The sequence below is a fragment of the Mycobacterium sp. genome, assembly GCF_035506235.1.
Classification (GTDB): Bacteria; Actinomycetota; Actinomycetes; order Mycobacteriales; family Mycobacteriaceae; genus Mycobacterium.
In genome coordinates this window covers 1-2433 of sequence record NZ_DATJPU010000270.1, presented here as the reverse complement: position 1 = coordinate 2433, position 2433 = coordinate 1, and the positions used below count along the sequence as shown (strand labels likewise).

General features: G+C 66.2%; 3 protein-coding genes. All 3 read left to right on the top strand.

What is annotated here, in order from left to right; translation table 11 throughout:
* Positions 1 to 244: DUF6295 family protein (locus VMD50_RS26035; RefSeq protein WP_325432195.1), on the top strand; the 244-nt coding region annotated here is incomplete at its 5' end.
* A gap of 23 nt (positions 245 to 267) precedes the next feature.
* Positions 268 to 1011: a DUF427 domain-containing protein gene (locus tag VMD50_RS26030; RefSeq protein WP_325432196.1), complete on the top strand. Its 744-nt coding sequence runs from the start codon at positions 268 to 270 to the stop codon at positions 1009 to 1011.
* A gap of 139 nt (positions 1012 to 1150) precedes the next feature.
* On the top strand, positions 1151 to 2433 hold a 1283-nt coding region (locus tag VMD50_RS26025; protein ID WP_325432193.1), incomplete at its 3' end, for an ammonium transporter.

Below are 2433 nucleotides of genomic sequence, written 5' to 3'. Positions count from 1 at the left end.
CGACGGCAGCGGCAAGGGCGCGACGGGCTGGTTCGGCGCCAGCCGCGCGACCGTGTACGTCGACCACCCCGTGCATGCGCCGTACGGCCACACCGTCAACATCGACGTGATCAACCCGGAGCTGGGCCCGTCGGCGCGGGTGGCCCTGGAACTCACCGAGGAGAGTGCCCTGGCGCTGGCCGACGCCATCCACCAAGCGATCGCCCACGCGCCGGTCGGCCTGGCCTCGAAGGACCAAAGGTGACCGCCGGACGCGACTACCCCCAAATGGCCGCCGCCCGCGGACGTGTCGAGCCCGCGCCGCGCCGGGTCCGCGGCCACCTCGGCCACCAACTGGTCTTCGACACCATCGCGGCCCGCTACGTGTGGGAATTGCCTTACTACCCAGCGTATTACGTCCCGCTGGCCGACGTGCGCACGGAGTTCCTGCGCGACGAGAACCACCCGCAGAAGGTGCAGTTCGGCCCGTCGCGATTGCACACCCTGGTCGGTGACGGCCAGACCTTCCCGTCGGCGGCGCGGGTGTTCGACGCCGACACCGACAGCCCCGTGGCGGGCACCGTGCGGTTCGAATGGGATCCGTTGCGGTGGTTCGAGGAAGACGAGCCGATCTACGGCCACCCGCGCAACCCGTACTCGCGGGTCGACGCGCTGCGCTCACACCGTCATGTCCGGGTCGAACTCGACCGAATCGTCCTGGCCGACACCGCATCTCCGGTGCTGCTGTTCGAAACCGGCCTGCCCACAAGGTATTACATCGATCCAACCGACATCGCGTTCGAGCACCTGGAACCCAGCCCGACCCGGACGCTGTGCCCGTACAAAGGGGTGACATCGGGCTACTGGTCGGTGCGGGTGGGCGACACCACGCATCCGGACCTGGCGTGGACCTATCACTATCCCTTGTCGGCGGTCGGTCAGATCGCGGGCCTGGTGGCCTTCTACAACGAAAAGCTCGACATCAGCGTCGACGGCGTGGCCCTGGCCCGCCCGCAGACCCAGTTCAGCTAAGCGGGCGAACCGACATCAATATTTAAACCGCCGCACACACGACCGAAACATTCCGGGCCGAGGCTTCACCCGTCTACGGCGTCACTTCGCACCGCAGCTGATTTATAGCCTTTGGCTCGAATTGGGGTGTGTCTGAACCATGTTGCCCTATCCCGATTGGCTGAATCCCGGAGACAACGCGTGGCAGTTGGTCGCCGCGACGCTGGTCGGCCTGATGAGCATCCCGGGCATCGCCGTGCTGTACGGCGGCATCGTGCAGAAGAAGTGGGCCGTCAACACCATGCTGATGGCCTTCACCGGCTTCTCGCTGGTGCTGGTCGTGTGGGTGCTCTGGGGCTTCAAGATGGGTTTCGGTGACCCGCTCAAGCTCGGTCCGGGCATCCTCAGAGCGGCGGTGGGGATCCCCCATACGATCCTGAGCAGCAACAACCAGGGGCAAGCGGTCATCCCGCTGCTGGACGGCGCCATGCCGAAGTTCCGTTTCTCGGAGACCACGCTGGCGTACTTCCAGTTCGTGTTCGCCGGCATCACGCCGCTGCTGTTCCTCGGCAGCGTTGTCGGCCGGATGAGCTTCAAGGCATGGCTGATCTTCGTGCCGCTGTGGTCGACGTTCGCCTACTCGGTGAACGCCTTCCTGTTGTGGGGCGGCGGCTGGTGGGGCCAGGCCGGCGCGCTGGACTACAGCGGTGGGTACGTGATCCACCTGGCTGCCGGGACAACGGGATTCGTTGCCGCCGCGGTGATCGGTCCGCGGTTGGCTCGTGACCGGGAACGCGCCGTGCCCAACAACCTTCCCCTGGCCGCGGTCGGCGCCGGAGTCCTGTGGTTGGGCTGGAACGGGTTCAACGGCGGTGACCCCTACTTCTCCGGCGCCGACGCGTCCCTCGCGGTGATCAACACCAACCTCACCACCGCCGTCGCGTTGCTCACCTGGGTGATCTGGGACATTTTCGCGAGCAAGCAGCGCAAGCCGACGTTCCTCGGCGCCGTCAATGGCATGATCACCGGCCTGGTTGCCATCACCCCGGCGGCCGGCTTCGTCAACAGCTTCGGCGCGATGATCATCGGCGTCATCTCCTCGTCGCTGGTCTGGATGTCGTGGAACTGGCTCGGCCGGGCGAGGCTGTTCAAGAAGGTCGACGACACCCTCGGCGTGTTCCACACCCACGGCGTGGCCGGTTTGACGGGCGGGCTGCTCGTCGGCGTGCTCGCCGACCCGAAGATCATCGAATACCTGGGCGGCAGCACGGGCCAGGACGTGTCCTTCTCCGGGTGGCTGTACGGTCACCACCCCAAGCAGATACTCATTCAGGCCGGCGCCGCCGCCACGGTCATCGTCTGGGATGCGCTCGTCACCTTCGTCATCCTGAAAGTCCTCGGCCTCTTCATGAAGTTGCGGCTGCCCGACGAGGTCCTGGAAAC